Below are 22288 nucleotides of genomic sequence, written 5' to 3'. Positions count from 1 at the left end.
GCGATGGCCCCGGTGCAGGACGAGAAACCGCAGTCAGGCCGATAGCTGTCGCAATCAGATCAGCTTGTGCGCCATGGCGTACTTCACCAGCTCAGCCAGCGAGTGGACTTGGAGCTTCTGCATCAGCCGCGCCTTGTGCGTGCTGATGGTCTTGCTCGACAGCGCCAGTTGCTGGGCGATGTCGTTGACGTTGGCGCCCTGGGCCAGGCGCTCGAACACGGAAAACTCCCGCTCGGACAACAGCGTGTGCAACGGCCGGGTTTCGGTCAGCCCCACTTCGAAGACCATGCGGTCGGCCAGCGCCGGGTCGATATAACGACCGCCACCGGCCACCCGGCGAATGGCGGTGAGCAGCAGCGCCGGGTCGCTGTCCTTGGTGGCATAGCCCGCCGCTCCAGCCTTGAGCGCGCGTGCGGCCATCTGCGCTTCGTCGTGCATCGACAGCACCAGGATCGCCGGTGCGTTGGCCAGTGCACGGATACGCGGGATCGCTTCCAGACCGCTGATACCCGGCATCGAGATGTCCACCAGCACCACGTCGCAGGGCGTGTGGCGCAAGGCATCGAGCAACTGCTCGCCATTGCCCGCCTCGCCCACCACCTGCAGGTCCTTGGCCAGGCCGATCAATTGCTTGATGCCTTCGCGCACGATGGTGTGGTCTTCGGCTACCAGCACTCGGATCACGCTGCTTCTCCTGTCATGAAAGGGGGACGGCCACGCTCAGGCTGGTGCCCTCACCCGGCTCACTGTCCACGGTCACGCTGCCGCCGAGTATCAACACCCGCTCGCGCAGACCGACCAGACCGAACGAGGTAGGACGCGACTGTTCGGGCTCGAAACCGACGCCATCGTCGATCACCGTCATGCGCAGCAAGTCGCCGTCGCGCCTGAGCTCGATCTGCACGGTGTGCGCCTGGGCATGGCGCATGACGTTGGTCAGGGCTTCCTGAAGGATACGGAACAGGCCGGTGGCCTTGGCATCGCTCAAGGGTGGCAGATTATCCGGCACCTGCACCAGACAGGGAATCTGCGTACGTGCCTCGAAGCGTCGGGCCTGCCACTCGACGGCCGAGGCGATGCCAGCATCGAGAATGGGCGGGCGCAACGCCGTGGCCACATCGCGCACCAGTTGGAACAGCTGGGCGATCGAGCGCTTCATGCTGGCCAGACGCTCGTGCAGGGCCGGATCGAGATCGGCGAAGGCCAACTCGCACATCGACACTTCGAGCTTGAGCACGGTGAGCATCTGCCCCAGCTCGTCGTGGACCTCACGGGCGATGCGCGCTTTCTCTTCCTCGCGCACGCTCTCCAGGTGCGCCGCCAATTCACGCAGTTGCTCCTGGGAACTGGCCAGTGCCAGCTCGGCGCGCTTGCTCTGGGTGATGTCCCAGACGATACCGTCCCACACCACCCGTCCGTCGGCCTGGCGCCGGGCGCGGGCCTTGATGTCGGCCCAGCGCTCGGCGCCCTGGCGGGTGACCATGCGACCCTGCCAGGACCAGTCACGGTCGCTGGCCAATGCCAGGTTTTGCACGCGGTGATAGTCGGCGCGGTCATCGGGATGCACCAGCGAACGCAGCCCCATGTCCGGCTGCTGGATTTCGACCGGCGCGTAGCCGACCAGCGCCTGGCTGCCTTCGCTGATATAGGGAAACTCCGGCTCACCCTCGGCGGGATCGCGCTCCAGACGAAATACCAGTCCCGGCACGTTGCCGGCGATGCCCTTGAGCCGCGCCTCGCGCTCGCGCAGCTCGGCCAGGGCGCGACGGCGATCGGTGATGTCGGTGAGGAACACCACCAGGTACTCGGCGTCGCGAAAGCGCAGAAAGCTCAACGACAACTCGACCGGCAGCAGGCGGCCATCGGCGCAACGGCACAGGCTCTCGAACGCCTGGGCGCCGCTGTCGCCGGTGCGCACGCGGTTCCACAGCACGCGCCAGCGGTCCATATCGAGGCTCGGTTCGATGTCGCCCAATGGCCGCTCCAGCAACTGCCCTTCATCATGCCCAAGCATGTGTTCGGCCGCATGGTTGGCGTAGCGCACGTGGCTGTCCCAATGCACCCAGAGAATGCCCACGGTGCTCTGATCGATGGAGAACTGGCTCAGGCGCAGCGCCTCCTCACGGCCTTGGCGCTCCACCAGCGCCTCGCGCGCGGCCAGCAGTCCGCGCTCCAGACGTCGTTGCTGACGCCGTTGCAGGGCCAACGTCGCCAAGGCGCCCAGCAACAGCAAGCCCAACAGCAGCGCCAGGTTCTGCCAGAGACCTGCCGACTCGCCACCGCGTGGATACTGCGGCTGCAGCCAGCGCTGATGCAGTTGCTCCAGGGTCTTGGCCGGCAGCGCCTGCAGGCCGCGTTGCAACACCTCGGCCAGCAGTGGCCAGTCACGCCGCGAGCCGATGCGCAGCAACTGCGGCAGGCCGATATCGGCCACCACGGCCAGGTCGCTGAACTCGCTTTCGCGCGACAACCGGCTCAGTTGCGCTTCGTCCAGCACGGCAAAGCGCGCCTGGCCGCTGAGCACCCGTTGCAGCGCCTCGCGGTCGTTGGCCGCACCTTGCAGGTCGAGCCGCGGGTAAGTGCTGCGCAGGTAATCGGCCAGCACACCGGGCAAGCGCACCGCAACGCCGTCAGCGGCCCCGAGCTTCTCCAGGTCAACCGCCCGCGTGCTGCCGCGCAGGCCCACCACAAGCTGCGGCACCCGCATGTAGGGATCACTGAACAACCACAGGCGCAGGCTCGCCGGGGTCTGGGTGAGGCCAGGCGCGAAGTCGATCTCGCCGATTTGCAGCGCATGCTCCAGGCCGGCCTGGTCCGGGTAGTTGCGCCAGGTGAGGTCCAGGTCCAGGGCACGTGCCAGCTCGCTGACCAACTCGACGTTGGCCCCGTACAGTTGCTGCAATCGACGGTCGAACTGCGCGTAGGGCGCCTGCAACACCAGGCCTACGCGCAGGTTGCGATGGCCATCGAGCCACTGCTGCTGTGCCGGCTCCAGTTGCGCCAGCGGCGTCGCCTCCTTGGCCAGCGCGATCAAGGGCAGGCACAACCAGCCGATAACCAACAGGCAACGCAATCGCTTCATCGGGGGCTCGTCCTGGCAATGATGGCCAACTGCGTGGCCGTCGCGGGCATTTACTATTAGGCTGCCGGTATATTCTGGCCTTGGGTTGATCCATGTTCACACTTTATCGCACGTCGCTGGCCCTGTTCTGCCTGGCCGCAGCCCTTCCCCTGAGCGCCCACGCCGCTGAGGCCGAGACTCCGGCCGCCCCCGCCGAGGCCGCTGCGGTGCGTGCGCCGCTGCTCGAGCGCAGCCAGGAAGATGCCCTGGCGCTGGAGCGCTTGGTGCCCAAGGCGCAGCAGCAGACCTTGCAGGCCGATGGCGAGAGCTTCCTGGCCCTGTGGAAACCCGCCAATGACAGCAACCCCAAAGGCGCGGTGATCATCGTGCCGGGTGCCGGCGAAAGCGCCGACTGGCCTGTCACCGTCGCCCCGCTGCGCAATCGCTTTCCCGATGTCGGCTGGCACAGCCTGAGCGTCAGCCTGCCCGACCTGCTGGCCGACAGCCCGCAGCCGCGCGCGGCTGATACCCCCGCACCCACGGCCAAGGACAAGGGCGAAGGCACCAGCGCCCCCGCCAAGGACACCCCGGACGACGCCAACGCCAATGTGGCCCAGGCGACCGCGCCGGATCCGGATACCGCCCAGGGCACCGACGCGGCGCAGGCCAGCGAACACAACGACCAGGCCGATGCCGCGCGCATCTTCGCCCGCCTGGACGCTGCCGTGGCGTTCGCTCAACAGCAGAATGCCCACAGCATCGTGCTGATCGGTCACGGCAGCGGCGCGTACTGGGCGGCGCGCTATGTCAGCGAAAAGCAGCCACCGCAGGTGCAGAAGCTGGCGCTGATTTCCGCGCAGACACCGGCGCGGGTCGAGCACGACCTGGAAAGCCTGGTGCCAACGCTCAAGGTGCCGACTGCCGATATCTATTTCGTCACCCGTACCCGCGACCAGAACGCCGCCCAATTGCGCTTGCAGGCCAGCAAGCGCGAGAAGGACAGCCAGTACCGGCAACTCTCGCTGATCGCCATGCCGGGCGACCGCTCGGCCGAGCAGGAGCAATTGTTCCGTCGGGTGCGGGGCTGGATGATGCCGCAAGATCCGCTAGAGGCACCTTGAGACGCCACGGCGGCCGGGGACCGATCGCTCAGATCCCCCGCCGCGTGCGAATCAGCGCATAGGCCTGGTGCAGTTCGCGGGTCCGCTCGGTGGCTTCGCGCACCCGCGCCTCGCTCGCGCCGCTGCCCACCAGCTTGTCCGGGTGATGACGACTGACCAACCGTCGATAGGCCTGCTTGACCTGGTCCGCGTCGGTGTCGGGCTCGACCCCCAGTACGCGCAGGGCGGCGGCATAGGTCATCGCCCCGCTCGCCACCGCCGCACGGCTCGGCTCGTACTCCTGCGACAGCGCCTGCACCTGGGTGCGGGTCATGCCCAACTGCCGGCCCCAGTTGAGCAGCAGTTCGCGCTCATGATGCCCTGCCTTGCCATCGGCCCAGACCATGCGCCAGCAGGCGCGCAGTGCGCCTTCCGCACCGTGCGGCTGATGACCGATGCGGCGCAGGTAACGGTCAAGACGACCCTTGCCCGCCTTGCCACGATTGAAGGCCGAAATGGCCCGCAGGCGGGCGGGTTCGCCAAGGTCCAGACGGGTCATTTCCTGCCGCGCCTGGTGAATGTGCCCCTCGGCGACGCGCCCATCGCTCTTGGCCAACCGTCCCAGCAGCAGGAACAGCAACTCCTCGTCGCGCAGCGCCGGACGTCCACCCAAACGCTCGCGCGCATCCTCCCACCCTTGTATACGCAGACGCCGATCCATGGCCTGGCCCAGCAAGGCGCCCAACAGCGCACCCGGAATACTGGCCACGACAAAACCGGCCCCGGCACCGATCACTGTGCTCGGCCACCACATCTCAGGCACGCTCGCCGATCAGGCGCTCGACCTCGGCCAGGCGCTCGAGCGTACCGACATCCACCCACTGCCCCCGATAGTGCTCACCGGTCACCTGCCCGTCCGCCATCGCCCGACGCAGCAGCGGTGCTAGCTTGAAGGCGCCGGGCTGGCAGCCGTCGAACAGGTGCGGGTGCAGCAGCGACAGCCCGCTGAAGGTCAGGGTGCCGGGGCTGTCATCACCGTCGAGCACATGCACGCCGTCGAGGCGGAAGTCGCCACGACCGTGATGCGCGGGGTTATCCACCAGCACCAGGTGTGCCAGGCCCTGCAGCGGTTGGCGCAGGCGGGTGAAGTCGTAGTCGGTCCAGACATCGCCGTTGACCAGCAGGAACGGCGCCTCGCCCAGCAGCGGCAACGCCTTGAAGATACCGCCACCGGTCTCCAGCGGCTCGCCTTCGGGGGAGTAATGGATGTGCAGGCCGAAGCGGCTGCCATCCCCCAAATGATCTTCGATCTGCTGGCCCAGCCAGGCGTGATTGATCACCACCTCGGTGATGCCCGCGCTGGCCAGGGCCTGGAGGTGATACTCGATCAGCGGTTTGCCGGCGGCCGGCACCAGGGGCTTGGGGGTATGCAGGGTCAGCGGGCGCATGCGCTCGCCTTTGCCGGCCGCCAGGATCATCGCCTTCATGGGCGCGCTCCGCTGTCGAGTTCGGCCAGCAGTTCACCCAACTCCGCCAGCTCCGGACGGCGAGCGATCACCTCGTGCAGGTAGGCGAAGAACCGTGGCACGTCGGCGAGGTAGCGCGGTTTGCCATCGCGGTGGCAGATGCGGGCGAAGATGCCGATCACTTTCAGGTGACGCTGAACGCCCATCAGATCGCTGGCGCGCTGGAAGTCAGCGAAGTCTGCCTGTACCGGGATGCCGGCCGCACGCGCCTGGTCCCAGTAGCGGCGCAACCAGGCGTCGACGCGGGCCTGGGGCCAACTGAGGAAAGCGTCCTTGAACAGGCAGGTGATGTCGTAGGTCACCGGGCCGTAGACCGCATCCTGGAAGTCCAGCACGCCGGGATTGGGGGTGCTGAGCATCAGGTTGCGCGGCATGTAGTCGCGGTGCACCAGCACCTTGGGCTGCGCCAGGGCACTGTCGATCAGCAATTGGCTGATGCGTTGCCAGCGGGCCTGCTGAGCGTCATCGAAGGCAGTGTTCAGCGCGTGGCCGACGTACCACTCGGGGAACAACGCCAGCTCGCGGCGCAGCAGCGTCGTGTCATAGCTGGGAAGCGGTGCCTGCATCGGCAGGCGCTGCAAGGCCAGCAGCGTCTCGATGGCCGCCTCGAACAGCGCATCCGCGTTGTCGCCGTCGATCACCTCCAGATACGTCTGACGTCCCAGGTCGCTCAGCAGCAGGAAACCCCGTTCCAGGTCCTGGGCATGGATGACCGGCACGTTGACCTGGGCGCTGGCCAGCAAGTGATCGATGGCGACGAACGGTGCGCAATTTTCCTGGGGCGGCGGCGCATCCATGATCACCAGACTGCGGCCGCCACCTTCCCAGCGGAAGTAGCGGCGAAAGCTCGCGTCGCTGCTGGCGGCGGTCAGGCTGCCGGTCGGCACCTCGCCCCAGGCGTTGTCGCGAAAAAGATTCTGTAACTGTCGTTCGAGCCACACAGTCAGCTGTTGCAGGCGTACATCATGATCGGGCATTACAAGGGTCTCCGACGGCCCCTAGCCGTCAAGCGGGTCATGCTTTATTATCCAGCATCTTTTTCAGACCATCGAGAGGCGTGCGGCCCCCACACGCGGGCAGATGGCACGCAGGAAGCCCGGACTAATAAGATGGCATTGAAATCCCCCGCGTTTCGTAGAAAGTTTCCGTTGCTGGTCACTGGCGGTCTGCTGGCCCTGCAACCTCTGGCCACCTCGTACGTGGTGGCTGCCGAGCAGTTCGACTGCCAAGTGTCCGCCGCCGGTGGTTGGGACTGCAAGCCCAAGACTGCAGCCAACACGTTGCCGCCGCGCCCTGTGCACGATGGTGCCGCGCTCAGTGGCGGCACCGAGGCCCAGACCGCCGAGGCGGCTGGCAGTAGTGCCGAAGCCAAGCCGGTGCTGGTCACCGAGAGTAAAGGCCGTGGCCTGAAGTCGCGCAGCGAAGACTACAGTCACTTGGACTGGGTGCCGCGTGACAAGCTCACGGCCGCCCAGTTGGCCGAGACTGGCCCCTATTGCGGCGGTGCCTACATCGAGCCGATCCGTCCTGGCATGAACGACTCCACGCCCAAGGATGAATCGCCTACCTACCTCAACGCCAAGGTCTCCAAGTACCAGCAGGAGCAGCAGGTCGCGACCCTGGCCGGTGACGTGGTCATGCGCCAGGGCAGCATGCAGGCCCAGGCCGACGAGGCCAATCTGTACCAGGCCGAGAACCGAGGCGAGCTCAAGGGTAACGTGCGCATCCGCGACAACGGCACCCTGGTCGTCGGCGATCAGGCCGAGGTCCAGCTCGACACCGGCGCAGCCAAGATCGACAACGCCGAATACGTGATGCACAAGTCGCACATCCGCGGCAATGCGCTCTACGCCAAACGTGCCGAGAACGCCATCATCCGCCTCAAGGACGGTACCTACACCACCTGTGAGCCGGGCAGCAACGCATGGCAGCTCAAGGGCAACAACATCACGCTCAACCCGGCCACCGGCTTTGGTACCGCGACCAACGCGACGCTGCGGATCAAGGACATTCCGGTCTTCTACACGCCGTACATCTATTTCCCGATCGACGACCGTCGCCAGTCCGGCTTCCTGCCGCCGTCGTTCAGCACCAGCAGCGACACTGGCTTCATGCTGGTCACGCCGTACTACTTCAACCTGGCGCCTAACTACGACGCCACCTTGTACCCGCGCTACATGGCCAAGCGCGGCTTGCTGATGGAAGGCGAGTTCCGCTACCTCACCAAGTCCAGCGAAGGCCAGTTCGGCGGCGCCTACCTCAACGACGAGGACGACGACCGCAAGCTGCAGACGGACTACAAGAAAGAACGCTGGATGGTCAACTGGCAGCACAAAGGTGGTCTCGACGATCGCATCATGACCGAGGTGGACTACACCGACATCAGTGATCCGTTCTACTTCCAGGACCTGGAGTCGGATCAGATCGGTGTCGAAAAGCGCGACTTCGTCAATCAGCAGGGCGCTATCAACTACCGCGGCGACAGCTATACCGCACGGTTGAACGTGCAAGCCTACGAGATGGCGACCATCTCGCAGATCACGCCGTACGACCGCCTGCCGCAGATCACCGTGAACGGCATGCTGCCGTATCATCCGGCCGGGATGGACTTCACTTACGATACCGAGGCTGTTCGGTTTGATCGTGATTTGAAGAATGACTTCGTGCGAAACAAGGATGGTTTTCCGGACATCAGCACCGGTATTGCAGGCCGGCGCCTGGACGAGAGCGTCTCCGGCATCGCCCGCGCCAACGGCACTCGCTTGAACCTCGCGCCCGCGATAAGCCTGCCGATGGAAGCCAGTTATGGCTACGTCACGCCGAAACTCAAATATGTCTACACCAGCTATGACCTGGATCTGGACGGTCAGGGCAAGGCACAAGCCCTCGCCCAGTCGAGCAACCCTGCCTACGGCAGCTACAGCAGCTCGATCAACCGCGATATCCCGGTCTTCAGCGTCGACAGCGGCCTGTACTTTGATCGTAATACCTCGATGTTCGGCACCAACTTCCGCCAGACCCTCGAGCCGCGTCTGTTCTATCTGTATGTTCCGAACAAGGACCAGAAGGACATCCCGCTGTTCGACACGAGCGAAAATCTCTTCAGCTATGACTCACTGTTCCGCGACAACCGCTTCAGCGGCACGGACCGGATCGGTGACGAGAACAAGCTGTCGCTGGGTGTGACCACCCGCTGGATCGAAGACAATGGCTTCGAGCGTCAGCGCTTCAGCATCGGCCAGGCTTATTACTTCGAGGACCGTCGGGTCCAGTTGCCAGGCATCAACTATCGCGATCGCGACGACGCCAAGTCGACTGTCTCGCCCTACGCGCTGGTTTATCAGTATGCCTTCAACCGCGACTGGCGCTTCAATTCGGACTTCAACTGGGACCCGGACAGCCGCAGCACCCGCTCGGGTAGCGCGATGTTCCACTACCAGCCGGAAGACAACCCGAACAAGATCGTCAACCTCGGCTATCGCTACCGTAACGACACCATTGCCTACGATTCGCTCACTGGCACCTGGAAAGTCGGCGGTGGTGACTATGGCACGCCAGGCCAGGCGAACTACATCAAGGACTACTACAAGATCCAGCAGCACGACTTCTCGGTCATCTGGCCTCTTGTTCCGCAGTGGAGCGTCATCGCTCGCTGGCAGCACGACTACAACCGCAACCGCACCCTCGAAGCGATGGGTGGTTTCGAGTACGACAGTTGCTGCTGGAAAGTGCGTCTGATCAACCGTTACTGGCTCGACACCGACGACTTCAGCCAAGCCACGCCGCAGAACGAAAAAGGCGACCATGGCGTATTCCTGCAGATCGTCCTCAAAGGCCTCGGCGGCGTCGTCGGCAACAAGGTCGAATCGTTCCTGGACCAAGGCATTCAAGGTTACCGTACCCGTGAAGAGCAAGCTTATTGATCGTCTGCGCCCACTGATGCTGGGCGCTGTAATGCTGAGCGGTGCGGTGTATGCCGCACCCCAGCCACTGGACCGTGTGGTGGCCATCGTCGACAACGACGTGGTCATGCAGAGCCAACTGGACCAGCGCGTCCACGAAGTGCAGCAGACCATCGCCAAACGCGGCGGTGGTGTGCCACCGGCGAGCGCGCTGCAGCAGCAGGTGCTCGAGCGCCTGATCGTCGAAAACCTGCAACTGCAGATCGGCGAACGCTCCGGCATTCGTATCACCGACGAGGAACTCAACCAGGCCATCGGCACCATCGCCCAGCGCAATGGCATGTCGCTGGATCAATTCCGTGCAGCCCTGGCCCACGACGGTCTGTCGTTCGATGACGCCCGCGAGCAGGTCAAGCGCGAGATGATCATCAGCCGCGTTCGCCAGCGCCGCGTGGCCGAGCGCATCCAGGTTTCCGAGCAGGAAGTGAAGAACTTCCTCAACTCCGACCTGGGCAAGATGCAGATGTCGGAAGAGTACCGCTTGGCCAACATCCTCATTCCAACCCCGGAAAGCGCCAACTCCGACGCGATCCAGGCCGCTGCGCGCCAGGCTGGCGACGTTTACCAGCAACTGCGCAAGGGCGCGGACTTCGGCCAGTTGGCCATCGCCCGCTCGGCCAGCGAGAACGCCCTGGAAGGCGGCGAAATGGGCTGGCGTAAAGCCGGTCAATTGCCACCTGACTTCGCCAAGATGCTCAGCAGCATGTCGATTGGCGACATCACCCAGCCGATTCGTATCCCCAATGGCTTCATCATCCTCAAGCTCGAGGAAAAGCGTGGCGGTAGCGAAAGCGTGCTGCGTGACGAAGTCCATGTGCGCCATATCCTGATCAAGCCGAGCGAAATCCGTAGCGACGCCGCGACCGAGCAACTGGCTCAGCGCATCTATGATCGCATCCAGAATGGCGAAGACTTCGCCGAGCTGGCGAAGAGCTTCTCGGAAGATCCGGGCTCCGCGCTCAATGGCGGTGACCTCAACTGGGTCGATCCGAACAGCCTGGTGCCGGAATTCCGCGAGCAGATGGCCAATGCCCAGCAAGGTGTGGTCACCAAGCCGTTCAAGACCCAGTACGGCTGGCACGTGCTGGAAGTGCTGGGCCGCCGCGCCACAGACAGCACCGAGCAGGCACGTGAGCAGCAAGCGCTGAGCGTGCTGCGCAACCGCAAGTATGACGAAGAGCTGCAAAGCTGGTTGCGTCAGATCCGCGACGAAGCCTACGTTGAGATCAAGCTGCCTGGCGCCGAACAGGCCGCGCAGTGAAACCCCTACGTTTCGCCGTCACGCCTGGCGAGCCCGCAGGCATAGGTCCCGACCTCTGCCTGCTGCTCGCCGCAGAGCAGCAACCCCACCCCCTGATCGCCATCACCAGCCGTGACCTGCTCCTGACGCGGGCCGCGCAACTGGGGCTGGCGATCAGTTTGCTTGAGGTCTCCCCACACACCTGGCCTGACGAGCCCGCTCCTGCAGGTAGCCTGTACGTCTGGGATACGCCGTTGGCGGCGCCCGTGCAATCCGGCCAGCTCGATGCGCGCAACGCTGCCTTCGTGCTGCATACCCTGACCCGCGCCGGTCAAGGCTGCCTGGACGGCGATTTCGCCGGCATGATCACCGCCCCCGTGCATAAGGGCGTGATTAATGAAAGCGGCATTGCATTCTCCGGACACACCGAATTCCTTGCCGAACTCACCCACACCGCCCAGGTCGTGATGATGCTGGCTACCCACGGCCTGCGCGTGGCCCTGGTGACCACGCACTTGCCGCTGCGTGACGTCGCCGAGGCCATCACGGCCGAGCGCCTGGAGCGTGTCACACGCATCCTGCACGCCGATCTGCGGGACAAGTTCGGCATCGCCACGCCCCGCATTCTGGTCTGCGGCCTCAATCCGCATGCCGGCGAAGGCGGCCACCTCGGCCGCGAAGAAATCGACATCATCGAGCCCACCCTCGAGCGCCTGCGCGCCGAGGGCATGGACCTGCGCGGTCCATTGCCGGCCGACACCCTCTTTACCCCCAAATATCTGGAGCATTGCGACGCAGTGCTGGCGATGTACCACGACCAGGGCCTGCCCGTGCTCAAGTACAAAGGCTTCGGCGCCGCCGTCAATGTCACCCTGGGGCTGCCGATCATCCGCACCTCGGTGGACCACGGCACCGCCCTGGACCTGGCCGGCAGCGGCAAGGTCGACACCGGCAGCTTGCGCGTCGCCCTGCATACCGCCTACCAGATGGCCGAGAACCGACCATGAACGAGCATTACCAACACCGGGCGCGCAAGCGCTTCGGTCAGAACTTCCTGCACGACGCCGGCATCATCGACCGCATCCTGCGCGCCATTCACGCCAAGGCCGGCGAGCACCTGCTGGAAATCGGTCCAGGCCAAGGCGCACTCACCGAAGGATTGCTGGGCAGCGGCGCGCAACTCGACGTCGTCGAGTTGGACAAAGACCTGGTGCCCATCCTGCAACACAAGTTCGCTGGCCGTGACAACTTCCGCCTGCACCAGGGCGACGCGCTGAAGTTCGACTTCAATACCCTGGGCGTTCCACCGCGCAGCCTCAAGGTGGTCGGCAACCTGCCGTACAACATCTCCACCCCACTGATTTTCCACCTGCTGGCGCACGCCGGTCTGATCCGCGACATGCACTTCATGCTGCAGAAGGAAGTGGTCGAGCGCATGGCGGCCGGTCCCGGTGGCGGTGATTGGGGTCGTCTGTCGATCATGGTCCAGTACCACTGCCGCGTTGAGCACTTGTTCAATGTCGGCCCCGGCGCATTCAACCCACCGCCGAAGGTGGACTCGGCAATCGTGCGTCTGGTCCCACACGAAGTGCTGCCGCATCCGGCCAAGGATCCAGCACTGCTCGAACGCGTAGTCCGCGAAGCGTTCAACCAGCGCCGCAAAACCCTGCGCAATACCCTCAAAGGTCTGCTCGACAGCCAAGCCATCGAAGCGGCAAGCGTCGACGGCAGCCTGCGCCCTGAACAGCTCGACCTGGCAGCCTTCGTCCGCCTGGCCGATCAATTGGCGGCGCAGCAAGGCTGATCGCCTTGCTCGTGGCGCGTGCCTGATCGCGCCTAGAACACGCCCATGATAGGCACGGCCAGCCCGCACCGCTGGCCCTCTGCCCTCGCAATGGCCTAGACTGCGACAATCGCGTTAATGCTCCGTTCGCCAAGGCCCTTGCATGTCCGACCCCCGCTATCAGATCGACGTCAGCGTCGTCACCCGCTTCCTCAAAGACCAGTCAGACCCCGAAAACAACCGGTTCGCCTTCGCCTATACCATCACGGTGGCGAACAACGGCACCCTCAAGGCCAAGCTGACCGCACGCCATTGGTTGATCACCAACGGTGACGGCGAAGTCGAAGAAGTGCGCGGCGACGGCGTGGTCGGCCAGCAGCCGGTCATCGCGCCTGGGCAGAGCCACACTTATAGCAGCGGCGCGGTCATCAAAACCCGTGTCGGCACCATGCAGGGCAGCTACCAGATGTTCGCCGAAGATGGCACACGCTTCGACGCACCCATCGCGCCCTTCCGTCTGGCGGTGCCCGGGGCCCTGCACTGATGGCTACTTATGCCGTCGGCGATCTTCAAGGCTGCCTGAAACCGCTCAAGTGCCTGCTCGAACAGGTGCATTTCAATCCAGCGAGCGACCGCCTGTGGTTGGTGGGTGACCTGGTCAACCGTGGCCCGGAATCGCTCGAGACCCTGCGCTACCTCTATTCGATGCGGGATTCGTTGGTCTGTGTGCTGGGCAATCACGACCTGCACCTGCTCGCCGCCTGGCACAACCCCGAGCGCTTGAAGAAGAGCGACACGCTGCGCGAAATCGTCGAGGCACCCGATGCCGATGCGCTGCTCGGCTGGCTGCGCCGGCAGAAGTTGCTGCATTACGACGAAGCACGCGGTATCGCCATGGCCCACGCCGGCATCCCGCCCCAATGGACCTTGGGCAAGGCGCTGGAGTTGGCAGCAGAGGTCGAGCAGGTGCTGCGCGACGACAACCGGCTCCAGCCTTACCTGGACGGGATGTACGGCAACGAGCCGAACAAGTGGAGCAAGGACCTGACCGGCATCGAACGGTTGCGGGTGATCACCAACTACTTCACCCGCATGCGTTTCTGCACGGCCTCCGGCAAGCTCGATCTCAAGAGCAAGGAAGGTCTGGACAGCGCACCGAAGGGCTACAAAGCCTGGTATGCACACAAGAACCGTCGCTCGCGGCATGTGAAGATCATCTTCGGGCACTGGGCAGCCCTCGAAGGGCGGGTGGACACACCCGACATCATCGCGCTGGACACCGGCTGCGTCTGGGGCGGCGCCATGACCCTGTACGACCTCGACAGCGGGGCGTATCACCGCTGCGCCTGCACCGACGAAGGGGACGTCCGCGCCCCCGCGAACCGACTAGAATCGACGATCGAACCTGAAGGAAAGCGTACCCATGAGCGAATTCAAGCGCATCCCCCGGAGCAGGCCCTGGCCCTGCGCGAGCAAGGGGCTGTGGTGGTCGACATTCGTGACGCCGCCGCCTATGCCGCCGGCCATGTCACCGGTGCCCGCCACCTGGACAACCACTCGGTGGCCGACTTCATCCGCCGAGCGGACCTGGATGCGCCGACGCTGGTGGTCTGCTATCACGGCAACTCCAGCCAGAGCGCGGCCGCCTACCTGGTGGGCCAAGGGTTTTCCGACGTCTACAGCGTCGACGGCGGCTTCGAGTTGTGGCGCGCCACCTTCCCAGGTGAAACCGAGCAAAGCCAACCCGAATAATTTTTTCATCTGCTCTGCAGCCCGCGCGCTCTGCGGGCTTGCGCCCCACCTGACGAACGGTCGCAGGCAACTTCTTGCCACCACGACCTTGACCTTGCCGATTACCAACTATCCTTAAGCCCAGGCCATCCAAATCAGGGGAGAGCCGGTACACCGGCGTGCGGGTCATCGGTAGCGTTTCAGGGTGTTCTGGGGGGTACAAGGCATTCGGCGAAAGCCGCTTGCATGCCAGCATCAGCTGACTGATCCGGCGTCGTCTCCACGTATCGAGCGAGGTGACGTCATGAGCATTTTTAGCCACTTCCAACAACGTTTCGAGTCCACCCGCCAGGAAGAACTTTCGCTGCAGGAGTACCTCGAGCTGTGCAAAGAGGATCGCAGTGCCTACGCCTCGGCGGCTGAACGGCTGTTGCTGGCCATCGGCGAACCGGAGCTGATCGACACCTCCACCAACTCCAGGCTGTCGCGGATCTTTTCCAACAAAGTGATCCGCCGCTACCCGGCCTTTGCCGACTTCCATGGCATGGAAGAGTGCATCGACCAGATCGTTTCCTACTTCCGCCATGCGGCCCAAGGCCTGGAAGAGAAGAAGCAGATTCTCTACTTGCTGGGCCCGGTCGGTGGCGGTAAATCGTCCCTGGCCGAAAAACTCAAGCAGTTGATCGAGAAAGTCCCTTTCTATGCCATCAAGGGGTCACCGGTCTTCGAAACACCGCTGGGCTTGTTCAATGCCAACGAAGATGGCGACATCCTCCAGGAAGAATTCGGCATTCCAAAGCGTTACCTGAACACCATCATGTCGCCGTGGGCAACAAAGCGCCTGCAGGAGTTCGGCGGCGACATCAGCAAGTTCAAGGTGGTCAAGCTGTATCCCTCGATCCTCAACCAGATCGCCGTCGCCAAGACCGAGCCGGGTGACGAGAACAACCAGGACATCTCGGCCCTGGTGGGTAAAGTGGATATCCGCAAACTCGAAGAATTCCCGCAGAACGACGCCGATGCCTACAGCTATTCGGGCGCGTTGTGCCGCGCCAACCAGGGCCTGATGGAATTCGTCGAGATGTTCAAGGCGCCGATCAAGGTCTTGCACCCTTTGCTGACCGCCACCCAGGAAGGCAACTACAATAGCACCGAAGGTCTGGGCGCGATCCCCTACTCCGGCATCTTGTTGGCCCACTCCAACGAATCGGAGTGGCACACCTTCCGCAACAACAAGAACAACGAAGCCTTCATCGACCGGATTTACATCGTCAAGGTGCCCTACTGCCTGCGCGTCAGCGACGAGATCCGCATCTACGACAAGCTGCTGGTCAACAGCTCGCTGGCCAAAGCCCATTGCGCGCCGGACACGCTCAAGATGCTGGCCCAGTTCACCGTGCTGTCGCGCTTGAAAGAGCCGGAAAACTCCAACATCTATTCGAAGATGCGTGTCTACGACGGTGAGAATCTGAAGGACACTGACCCCAAGGCCAAGTCGATTCAGGAGTACCGTGACAGCGCGGGCGTCGACGAAGGCATGAATGGCCTCTCCACGCGCTTCGCGTTCAAGATCCTGTCGAAAGTGTTCAACTTCGATCCCCATGAAGTGGCCGCCAACCCGGTGCACCTGCTGTATGTCCTCGAACAACAGATCGAGCAGGAACAGTTCCCGGCAGAAGTTCGCGAGCGCTACCTGCGCTACCTGAAAGAGTACCTGGCGCCGCGCTACATCGAGTTCATCGGCAAGGAAATCCAGACGGCCTACCTGGAGTCTTACAGCGAGTACGGCCAGAACATCTTCGATCGCTATGTGCTGTACGCCGACTTCTGGATTCAGGACCAAGAGTACCGCGACCCGGAAACCGGCGAGATCCTCAACCGCATCGCGCTCAACGAAGAACTGGAGAAGATCGAGAAACCGGCGGGCATCAGCAACCCGAAAGATTTCCGCAACGAGATCGTCAACTTCGTGCTGCGTGCGCGTGCCAACAACAACGGCAAGAACCCGAGCTGGCTGAGCTACGAAAAACTGCGGGTGGTGATCGAGAAGAAAATGTTCTCCAACACCGAGGATCTGCTGCCAGTCATCAGTTTCAACGCCAAGGCCAGCAAGGAAGACCAGAAGAAGCACAACGACTTCGTCACCCGGATGGTGGAACGTGGCTACACCGACAAGCAGGTTCGCCTGTTGTCGGAATGGTACCTGCGGGTCAGGAAATCGCAATAAAGCGACCAGTCGTCTGCCGTAAGCTGCGAGCGGTCGCGTAGCCCCTCAGGGGCTGCGCGTCGGCTTGCGGTGATGGTGGCTGCGTTGTCTAGCAGCTTGACGCTCGAAGCTTGCAGCTGCGCTTAGCGGAGGCCCCATGAGCTACGTGATCGACCGACGCCTGAACGGCAAGAACAAGAGCACGGTGAACCGGCAGCGCTTTCTGCGCCGCTACCGTGAGCACATCAAGAAGGCGGTCGAAGAGGCCGTGAGCCGCCGCTCCATCACGGACATGGAGCATGGCGAGCAGATCAGTATTCCCGGTCGCGACATCGACGAACCGGTGCTGCATCACGGTCGCGGCGGCAAACAGACCGTCGTCCATCCAGGCAACAAGGAATTCACCGCTGGTGAACACATCGCCCGCCCCCAGGGCGGCGGCGGTGGAGGCGGCAAAGGCAAGGCCGGCAACTCCGGCGAAGGCATGGATGAATTCGTCTTCCAGATCACCCAGGAAGAGTTTCTCGAGTTCATGTTCGAGGACCTCGAATTGCCAAATCTGGTGAAACGTCACCTGACCGGCGCCGACACCTTCAAGACCGTGCGTGCAGGCATCGCCAGCGAAGGCAATCCGTCACGCATCAACATCGTACGTACCCTGCGTTCGGCCCATGCCCGCCGCATCGCCCTGACCGGCAGCAGCCGCGCGCTGTTGCGGGCGGCGCAAAAAGAGCTGGAGCGGTTGAGGGTCGAAGAGCCTGCCAACTTCACCGACATTCAGGAAGTGGAAGCCGAGATCGTCCGGCTCAAGGCACGCATCAACCGACTGCCCTTCCTCGACACCTTCGACTTGAAGTACAACCTGCTGGTCAAACAGCCCAACCCCAGTTCCAAGGCGGTGATGTTCTGCCTGATGGACGTCTCCGGCTCCATGACTCAGGCGACCAAGGACATCGCCAAGCGCTTCTTCATCCTTTTGTACCTGTTCCTCAAGCGCAACTACGACCGCATCGAAGTGGTGTTCATCCGCCATCACACCAGCGCCCGCGAGGTGGACGAAGAGGAGTTCTTCTATTCCCGCGAAACCGGCGGCACCATCGTGTCCAGTGCATTGAAACTGATGCAGGAAATCATGGCCGAGCGTTATCCGGCCAGCGACTGGAACATCTACGCGGCCCAGGCGTCCGACGGCGATAACTGGAACGACGACTCCCCCATCTGCCGCGACATTCTCACCCGCCAGATCATGCCGCATGTGCAGTACTACACTTACGTCGAGATCACCCCTCGCGAGCACCAGGCGTTGTGGTACGAGTACGAGCGCATCGGCGACGCCTTCCCGGACACCTTCGCCCAGCAACAGTTGGTTTCGGCCGGTGACATCTATCCGGTCTTCCGTGAACTCTTTCAGCGCAGGTTAGCCACATGACCGCCAGAGCACAGAGACGCCAACCCATTTCCACCGGCTCGGAGTGGACCTTCGAGCTGATCCAGACCTACGACCGGGAGATCGGTCGGCTGGCCGAGCGCTATGCGCTGGACACTTATCCCAACCAGATCGAAGTGATCACGGCCGAGCAGATGATGGACGCCTATGCCTCGGTCGGCATGCCCCTGGGCTATCACCATTGGTCCTACGGCAAGCAGTTCCTGAGCACTGAAAAATCCTATAGCCGTGGTCAGATGGGTCTGGCTTACGAAATCGTGATCAACTCCGACCCTTGCATCGCCTATCTGATGGAAGAGAACACCATCTGCATGCAGGCGCTGGTAATAGCCCACGCCTGCTACGGACACAACAGCTTCTTCAAGGGCAACTACCTGTTCCGCACCTGGACAGACGCCAGTTCGATCATCGACTACCTGGTCTTCGCCAAGCAGTACATCGCCCAGTGTGAGGAGCGTCACGGCATCGATGCCGTGGAAGACTTGATCGACTCTTGTCATGCACTGATGAATTACGGCGTGGACCGCTACAAGCGCCCCTACCCCATCTCGGCGGAGGAAGAGCGCCGTCGCCAGAAAGAGCGTGAAGAGCACCTGCAGCGGCAGATCAACGACCTGTGGCGCACGATTCCCAAAAGCGCGGATAAAACCGGGGATCGTGACGATGCCCGCTTCCCGGCCGAACCCCAGGAGAACATCCTCTATTTCATCGAAAAACACGCACCCCTGCTCGAGCCCTGGCAACGCGAAGTGGTGCGAATCGTGCGCAAGATCGCCCAGTACTTCTACCCACAACGCCAGACCCAGGTGATGAACGAAGGCTGGGCGACTTTCTGGCACTACACCTTGATGAACGACCTGTACGACGAAGGCCTGGTCACCGACGGCTTCATGATGGAATTCCTACAGTCGCATACCAGTGTGGTGTTCCAGCCCGGCTACGACAGCCCCTATTACAACGGCATCAATCCCTATGCCCTGGGCTTTGCCATGTACACCGACATCCGGCGCATGTGCGAGCACCCCACCGAAGAAGACCGCCGCTGGTTCCCGGACATCGCGGGCAGCGACTGGCTGTCGACCCTCAAATTCGCCATGACCAGCTTCAAGGACGAGAGCTTCATCCTGCAGTACCTCTCGCCCAAGGTGATCCGCGATCTCAAGCTGTTCAGCATTCTCGACGACGATCAACGCGATGACTTACTGGTGCCGGCCATCCACGACGAGGCCGGATACCGCCTGATCCGCGAACAACTGGCCGCGCAGTACAACCTTGGCAACCGTGAGCCCAACGTGCAAATCTGGAGCATCGATCGGCGCGGCGATCGCTCGCTGACCCTGCGCCATCAACAGCACAATCGCAAACCTTTGGGTGAATCCACCGACGAGGTGCTCAAGCACCTGCACCGTCTGTGGGGTTTCGACATCCACCTGGAGACCGTACAGGGCGACAAAGTGGTCAAAACCCACCATATGCCGCCTCGCGGCGAGCATGGCGAGACGGGCGACTACAGTCGTTCGGACATGTCGGTGATTCATCACCTCTAGCCTCGCACGACTGCCGACAGGGTATGCTGTCGGCTGTCATGGAGGCTGTATATGCACATCTACAAAGTTGGCGGCGCCGTACGCGACCGCCTGCTCGGGCGCCCGGTCAGCGATGTTGACTGGCTGGTGGTCGGCGCCACGGTCGAGGACATGCACGCCCAGGGCTTCCGCCCGGTCGGCGCCGATTTCCCCGTGTTCATCCACCCGAAAACCGGCGAGGAATACGCCCTGGCGCGCACCGAGCGCAAGAGCGGTCGTGGCTACGGCGGCTTCACCTTTCACGCCAGCCCAGAGGTGACGCTCGAAGAAGACCTCATCCGTCGCGACCTGACCATCAATGCCATGGCCGAAGACGCGCAGGGCAACCTGCTGGATCCATACAACGGAAAGGCGGATCTGGAAAACCGCATTCTTCGTCACGTTTCACCGGCGTTCGCCGAAGATCCCCTGCGCGTACTGCGCGTCGCCCGGTTCGCTGCCCGCTATGCGCCGCTGGGCTTCAACGTCGCTGACGACACGCTGGCGCTGATGCGGCAGCTCAGCGTCAGCGGGGAACTACAGGCACTGACAGCCGAGCGGGCGTGGAAAGAAATCGAACGGGCGCTGATGGAAAGCCAACCTCAGGTGTTCATCGAAGTGCTGCGCGATTGCGGCGCGCTGCATGAGTTGATGCCAGAGCTCGATGGCTCCAGCCAGGCGCTCGCTCCGTTGCGTCAAGCGGCCGAGCACGACCAGTCGCTGCCGGTGCGCTGGGCCTGCCTGATGCTGGCCATCCACGACACCACGCAGATCAATGCCGTGAACCAGCGTTTCAAGGCACCACGCGACTGCCAGGAATTGGCGTGGTTGGTAGGTGACTGCCTGCCGCTGGCGGACCGCGCGCGCGAACTCGAACCTTCAGCGCTGCTGGCGTTGCTGCAGAAATTCGATGTGTACCGCCGGCCGCAGCGCTTCGAGGAGTTCATCGCGGCGTGCCAGATGGCAGCCTTCGCCCATGGCGCGCGCAGCTATGCACAAGCCGACTATCTGCGCGGCGCGGCATCGAAGGCACGGGGCGTGGATGTGAAACCGCTGGTGGCCAGAGGGCTGACCGGGCAGGCATTGGGTGAGGCGCTCAAGGCGGAGCGGCTGCACGTGCTGGCCCAGCACAAAGCCACTGCGCCTTGCGTATAGCCGCTAGGCGCCGCTTGGCGTCAACTGCAACCCGCGCCACTCGAACGGCACCGGCGCCAGCACCTGCTGAATGTCAGCCTCACGCCAAAGTTGCGCCATGACCTTGCCCTGCCCCGGATGCACCAGATCAGGCGCCAGCAGCGACAGCGGCCAGAGCACGAACGCATTCTTCAGGATCTCGGCGCGTGGCAGTACCAGGCCATCGAAGGTGCCGTTCAGGTCATCGAACATCAGCACGTCGATATCCAACGGCAAGCCTTTTCGGTCCGGCGCATAGCGGCCGTTGTCGGCTTCGATGAACTTGAGTCGGCGGTCCAGTTCCAGCAATGGCATGTCGGTCTGACCGCTGACCACCAGATTGAAAAACGGCCCGCTCTTGATGCCCACGGCTTGGCTTTCGAACACCGCCGAGCAGCGCATATCACTCAGGATGCCGGCCAGCGCATCGAGTCCCGCGCACAGATGGCGCTCGCGCTCGGTGTTGCTGCCCAGGCCCAGATAAACGGTGCTCAGAGACATCCGCGCTCGATCTCCACACCTACACCACCCCGTGCCGCCGGTACGGCTCCGGGCTTGGTCAGCTTCAGTCGCATCCAGGGGATGTCGAACTCGGCCATCAGCGTTGCCACCAGGCGCTCGGCAAAGGTTTCCACCAACTCGAAGCGCGACTGCTCGGCGAACGCCTGGATACGCGCCGAGACACTGGCGTAGTCGAGCGCCAGGCTGAGGTCGTCACCGGCTGCGGCGGGACGGTTGTCCCAGGCAAAACTCAGGTCCAGGCGCAGGCACTGGCGAATGTCGCGCTCCCAGTCGTAGGCGCCGATGACCGTATCGACCTCCAGCCCTTCGATGAACACTCTGTCCAAGCACTTCTCTCCACAGCACGACAAGGGCGACGGGCGCCGTTAGAATCAGGGCGTCCCCGCCCGGAATAGTTAGCATGTTTTGGTTACTGGCGCTGCTCGCCTACCTGCTCGGCTCGCTGTCCTTCGCCATCGTCCTGAGCCGCCTCGGCGGCCACCCGGACCCGCGTTTCAGCGGATCAGGCAACGCCGGTGCGACCAACATGCTGCGCCTGGCAGGGCGCAAGCTGGCCATCCTCACCCTGCTCGGCGACCTGTGCAAGGGTTTGCTGCCCGTGCTGTTGGCCGACTTTGTCGGCCTGAGCCTGCAAGACCAAGCCTGGATCGGCCTGTGCGCGGTGCTCGGCCACCTGTTTCCGCTGTACTTCCGTTTCAAGGGCGGCAAGGGCGTAGCCACTGCCGCCGGCATGCTCATGGGCTTGTATTTTCCCGCGGCGCTACTGGCGGTGGCAGCCTGGCTGCTGACCTTCTACCTGACCCGTACCAGCTCGCTGGCCGCGCTGATCGCCACACCCTTGACCCTGCCCCTGCTGGCCTGGCGCGAGCCTGCGGCGCTGCTGCCGATGAGCGTGCTCACCGTGCTGATCGTCTGGCGCCACCGCAACAACCTGCGCGACCTGTTCGCCGGGCGCGAACGCCACTTCTGAGC

The 22288-nt window shown here is 63.3% G+C and carries 19 protein-coding genes and 1 pseudogene; 13 read left to right on the top strand and 7 right to left on the bottom strand.

Annotation, left to right across the window (positions count from 1 at the left end):
• Nucleotides 1-54 precede the first annotated feature (54 nt).
• Together GKC70_RS02280 and GKC70_RS02275 are read right to left on the bottom strand one after the other, a co-directional pair.
• Nucleotides 55-684, bottom strand: coding sequence for a response regulator transcription factor (locus tag GKC70_RS02280; protein ID WP_039581131.1), 630 nt, complete (start codon nt 682-684; stop codon nt 55-57).
• Between the two features lie 13 nt (nt 685-697).
• A complete protein-coding gene (locus GKC70_RS02275; RefSeq protein WP_342650334.1) occupies nt 698-3082 on the bottom strand; it encodes a transporter substrate-binding domain-containing protein in 2385 nt (794 codons plus the stop codon).
• A 92-nt stretch (nt 3083-3174) separates the two neighbouring features.
• Between GKC70_RS02275 and GKC70_RS02270 the strand changes: the two genes are divergently transcribed.
• Nucleotides 3175-4182 carry an alpha/beta hydrolase family protein gene (locus GKC70_RS02270; RefSeq protein WP_342650333.1) on the top strand — a complete coding sequence of 336 codons (1008 nt, stop codon included), beginning with the start codon at nt 3175-3177 and terminating at the stop codon, nt 4180-4182.
• Nucleotides 4183-4210: 28 nt separating this feature from the next.
• On the opposite strand, the gene GKC70_RS02265 is transcribed toward GKC70_RS02270, so the two are convergent.
• Genes GKC70_RS02265 through GKC70_RS02255 form a run of 3 tightly spaced genes read right to left on the bottom strand, consistent with a single transcriptional unit; the run spans nt 4211 to nt 6664 of the window.
• Nucleotides 4211-4975 carry a TerB family tellurite resistance protein gene (locus GKC70_RS02265; RefSeq protein ID WP_342651580.1) on the bottom strand — a complete coding sequence of 255 codons (765 nt, stop codon included), beginning with the start codon at nt 4973-4975 and terminating at the stop codon, nt 4211-4213.
• Between the two features lies 1 nt (nt 4976).
• Nucleotides 4977-5648 carry an N-acetylmuramate alpha-1-phosphate uridylyltransferase MurU gene (gene murU / locus GKC70_RS02260; RefSeq protein WP_342650332.1) on the bottom strand — a complete coding sequence of 224 codons (672 nt, stop codon included), beginning with the start codon at nt 5646-5648 and terminating at the stop codon, nt 4977-4979.
• A complete protein-coding gene (locus GKC70_RS02255) occupies nt 5645-6664 on the bottom strand; it encodes a phosphotransferase (RefSeq protein WP_342650331.1) in 1020 nt (339 codons plus the stop codon). The genes murU and GKC70_RS02255 overlap by 4 nt, the downstream gene beginning before the upstream one ends.
• Before the next feature lie 132 nt (nt 6665-6796).
• On the opposite strand from GKC70_RS02255, the gene GKC70_RS02250 reads away from it, so the two are divergent.
• The 11 genes and pseudogenes from GKC70_RS02250 to GKC70_RS02200 all read left to right on the top strand — a co-directional run bounded on the left by GKC70_RS02250 (nt 6797) and on the right by GKC70_RS02200 (nt 20776).
• Nucleotides 6797-9610, top strand: coding sequence for an LPS-assembly protein LptD (locus GKC70_RS02250; protein ID WP_342650330.1), 2814 nt, complete (start codon nt 6797-6799; stop codon nt 9608-9610).
• Entirely contained in the window at nt 9591-10910 is a 1320-nt protein-coding gene (gene surA, locus GKC70_RS02245; RefSeq protein ID WP_039581146.1) for a peptidylprolyl isomerase SurA, read from the top strand. The genes GKC70_RS02250 and surA overlap by 20 nt, the downstream gene beginning before the upstream one ends.
• Nucleotides 10907-11896: a 4-hydroxythreonine-4-phosphate dehydrogenase PdxA gene (gene pdxA / locus GKC70_RS02240; protein ID WP_342650329.1), complete on the top strand. Its 990-nt coding sequence runs from the start codon at nt 10907-10909 to the stop codon at nt 11894-11896. Before surA ends, pdxA begins: the two co-directional genes overlap by 4 nt.
• On the top strand, nt 11893-12693 hold the full coding sequence (gene rsmA, locus GKC70_RS02235; protein WP_342650328.1) for a 16S rRNA (adenine(1518)-N(6)/adenine(1519)-N(6))-dimethyltransferase RsmA: 801 nt from the start codon (nt 11893-11895) through the stop codon (nt 12691-12693). Before pdxA ends, rsmA begins: the two co-directional genes overlap by 4 nt.
• Before the next feature lie 142 nt (nt 12694-12835).
• Nucleotides 12836-13216 carry a Co2+/Mg2+ efflux protein ApaG gene (gene apaG, locus GKC70_RS02230; RefSeq protein ID WP_029614044.1) on the top strand — a complete coding sequence of 127 codons (381 nt, stop codon included), beginning with the start codon at nt 12836-12838 and terminating at the stop codon, nt 13214-13216.
• A pseudogene (locus GKC70_RS02225) lies at nt 13216-14081 on the top strand (symmetrical bis(5'-nucleosyl)-tetraphosphatase). The gene apaG and the pseudogene GKC70_RS02225 overlap by 1 nt, the downstream one beginning before the upstream one ends.
• Before the next feature lie 73 nt (nt 14082-14154).
• Nucleotides 14155-14424: a thiosulfate sulfurtransferase GlpE gene (gene glpE / locus GKC70_RS02220; RefSeq protein ID WP_342650327.1), complete on the top strand. Its 270-nt coding sequence runs from the start codon at nt 14155-14157 to the stop codon at nt 14422-14424.
• A 283-nt stretch (nt 14425-14707) separates the two neighbouring features.
• Nucleotides 14708-16630 carry a PrkA family serine protein kinase gene (locus GKC70_RS02215; RefSeq protein WP_039581151.1) on the top strand — a complete coding sequence of 641 codons (1923 nt, stop codon included), beginning with the start codon at nt 14708-14710 and terminating at the stop codon, nt 16628-16630.
• Nucleotides 16631-16766: 136 nt separating this feature from the next.
• Nucleotides 16767-18038, top strand: a complete 1272-nt coding sequence (locus tag GKC70_RS02210) for a YeaH/YhbH family protein (protein ID WP_116889510.1) — start codon at nt 16767-16769, stop codon at nt 18036-18038.
• Entirely contained in the window at nt 18035-19603 is a 1569-nt protein-coding gene (locus tag GKC70_RS02205) for a SpoVR family protein (protein WP_342650326.1), read from the top strand. The genes GKC70_RS02210 and GKC70_RS02205 overlap by 4 nt, the downstream gene beginning before the upstream one ends.
• Before the next feature lie 51 nt (nt 19604-19654).
• A complete protein-coding gene (locus GKC70_RS02200) occupies nt 19655-20776 on the top strand; it encodes a multifunctional CCA addition/repair protein (RefSeq protein ID WP_342650325.1) in 1122 nt (373 codons plus the stop codon).
• A gap of 3 nt (nt 20777-20779) precedes the next feature.
• Here GKC70_RS02200 and folK read toward each other — a convergent pair whose 3' ends face one another.
• Complete coding sequence (gene folK, locus GKC70_RS02195) at nt 20780-21295, bottom strand: 2-amino-4-hydroxy-6-hydroxymethyldihydropteridine diphosphokinase (RefSeq protein ID WP_029614038.1); 516 nt, start codon at nt 21293-21295, stop codon at nt 20780-20782.
• Nucleotides 21286-21642 (bottom strand): dihydroneopterin aldolase, encoded by a 357-nt coding sequence (gene folB / locus GKC70_RS02190; protein WP_317871014.1) that lies wholly within the window; start codon nt 21640-21642, stop codon nt 21286-21288. Before folB ends, folK begins: the two co-directional genes overlap by 10 nt.
• A 74-nt stretch (nt 21643-21716) precedes the next feature.
• On the opposite strand from folB, the gene plsY reads away from it, so the two are divergent.
• On the top strand, nt 21717-22286 hold the full coding sequence (gene plsY, locus GKC70_RS02185; protein ID WP_039581162.1) for a glycerol-3-phosphate 1-O-acyltransferase PlsY: 570 nt from the start codon (nt 21717-21719) through the stop codon (nt 22284-22286).
• Nucleotides 22287-22288 lie beyond the last annotated feature (2 nt).

The organism is Pseudomonas sp. REB1044 (assembly GCF_038813925.1).
Taxonomy (GTDB): domain Bacteria; phylum Pseudomonadota; class Gammaproteobacteria; order Pseudomonadales; family Pseudomonadaceae; genus Aquipseudomonas; species Aquipseudomonas boreofloridensis.
This window is presented reverse-complemented; position numbering and strand designations above follow the sequence as displayed.

Coding starts and splice junctions, on each gene's coding strand:
- apaG (WP_029614044.1), top strand. CDS start 12,836: ATGTCCGACCCCCGCTATCAGATCGACGTCAGCGTCGTCACCCGCTTC.
- rsmA (WP_342650328.1), top strand. CDS start 11,893: ATGAACGAGCATTACCAACACCGGGCGCGCAAGCGCTTCGGTCAGAAC.
- murU (WP_342650332.1), bottom strand. CDS start 5,648: ATGAAGGCGATGATCCTGGCGGCCGGCAAAGGCGAGCGCATGCGCCCG.
- GKC70_RS02275 (WP_342650334.1), bottom strand. CDS start 3,082: ATGAAGCGATTGCGTTGCCTGTTGGTTATCGGCTGGTTGTGCCTGCCC.
- plsY (WP_039581162.1), top strand. CDS start 21,717: ATGTTTTGGTTACTGGCGCTGCTCGCCTACCTGCTCGGCTCGCTGTCC.
- GKC70_RS02200 (WP_342650325.1), top strand. CDS start 19,655: ATGCACATCTACAAAGTTGGCGGCGCCGTACGCGACCGCCTGCTCGGG.
- GKC70_RS02270 (WP_342650333.1), top strand. CDS start 3,175: ATGTTCACACTTTATCGCACGTCGCTGGCCCTGTTCTGCCTGGCCGCA.
- GKC70_RS02205 (WP_342650326.1), top strand. CDS start 18,035: ATGACCGCCAGAGCACAGAGACGCCAACCCATTTCCACCGGCTCGGAG.
- GKC70_RS02210 (WP_116889510.1), top strand. CDS start 16,767: ATGAGCTACGTGATCGACCGACGCCTGAACGGCAAGAACAAGAGCACG.
- GKC70_RS02265 (WP_342651580.1), bottom strand. CDS start 4,975: ATGTGGTGGCCGAGCACAGTGATCGGTGCCGGGGCCGGTTTTGTCGTG.
- GKC70_RS02215 (WP_039581151.1), top strand. CDS start 14,708: ATGAGCATTTTTAGCCACTTCCAACAACGTTTCGAGTCCACCCGCCAG.
- folK (WP_029614038.1), bottom strand. CDS start 21,295: ATGTCTCTGAGCACCGTTTATCTGGGCCTGGGCAGCAACACCGAGCGC.
- GKC70_RS02255 (WP_342650331.1), bottom strand. CDS start 6,664: ATGCCCGATCATGATGTACGCCTGCAACAGCTGACTGTGTGGCTCGAA.
- GKC70_RS02250 (WP_342650330.1), top strand. CDS start 6,797: ATGGCATTGAAATCCCCCGCGTTTCGTAGAAAGTTTCCGTTGCTGGTC.